This window comes from Streptomyces nanshensis, assembly GCF_001751255.1.
In the GTDB taxonomy this organism is placed as follows: domain Bacteria; phylum Actinomycetota; class Actinomycetes; order Streptomycetales; family Streptomycetaceae; genus Streptomyces; species Streptomyces nanshensis_A.
The window spans coordinates 1-1,070 of sequence record NZ_LJGW01000202.1 but is presented as its reverse complement, the minus strand read 5'-3'; the positions used below and the strand labels follow the sequence as shown (position 1 = coordinate 1,070).

The following is a 1,070-nucleotide window of genomic DNA, read 5'->3' as shown; positions in this document are numbered from 1 at the left end:
GGTCGAGCCGGTCGGCGAGCGCGCCCAGCGCGGACTCCCCCGCGTCCAGCAGGCCGAGGCGGTCGGCGAGCACGAGGAGGGGCGTCAGCAGCGGCCAGAGGAGACCGGGCGCGGCCCGCACCGTCCGCGGCTCGACGGGCGCCGGGTGCGGCACGGGGCCGGAGTCCGGGCTTCCGGGAACGGCGCCGTCCGCGGTGGGCGGCAGCGGAACCAGCGGTACCGCCAGGCCGTGCGTCTCGCCCGTCAGCTCCGCCGCGGGCGCGCCCTGCGGGCAGAGCGTGACCACGGTGCATCCGCGCCGGTACGCCTGCTCGATCAGGGCGGTCAGCCCCGGTTCCGTACCGTCCGTCGTCGTCACCAGCAGCAGGTCGAGCGAGCCCGCCCAGCCGGGAAGTGCCCAGCGCAGCGCGCCCGGTGCGGCGAGGGCGCCGGTAGGACGCAGCCGTGTCACGGGGAGCGCGTCGTTGCCGAGGGCCCCGAGGAGGTCGGCGGCGCAGGCCGTGGCCGGGCCGGGGCCCGCGACGAACACCGCGCGCGGTCTGCCGTCGGGGCGCAGCGCGGACAGCCCCGATTCGGCTGCCAGGCGCATGGAGGTGCGTACGTGGGCGCCCGCCTCGGCGGTGCCGCGCAGCAGCCCGTCGGTGTCGGCTCGGGCGAGGGCCTCTGGAGCGTCGATGAGCGACTCGTCGAGCATCTTCCGGAGCCTCCGATCGGCTGCTGCTGGACGGCGGTCGGTGTCCGGTCGTCAGCTGGCGGGGCGCTCGGCGGAGCCGTCGGCGGGACGGTCGCCGGGGCGCCGCGCCTCGTCCACGAGCAGTACGGGGATGCCGTCGCGCACCGGGTAGGCGAGGGAGCACTCGGTGCCGCCCGTGCAGACCAGCTCCTCGGCCTCCTCGCGCAGCGGCGAGTGGCACGCCGGGCAGGCGAGGATCTCCAGAAGTCCGGCTTCGAGCGGCATGAGTCGTCCCTTTCGCATCGCGGGCGCACGCGCCGCGAACGCGGCCGCGCGGCTGGCGGCCAGCGTACCGCCGGGGCGGAAGGCCGGGTGCGGCGGTCGCGGCACCGCCCGG

General features: G+C 77.8%; 2 pseudogenes. Both read right to left on the bottom strand.

Annotated elements, in window-relative coordinates:
- Positions 1-694, bottom strand: a pseudogene (locus tag AN218_RS38155) (SIS domain-containing protein); the annotation flags it as partial.
- Positions 695-790: 96 nt separating this feature from the next.
- Positions 791-958, bottom strand: a pseudogene (locus AN218_RS11960) (Trm112 family protein); the annotation flags it as partial.
- Positions 959-1,070 lie beyond the last annotated feature (112 nt).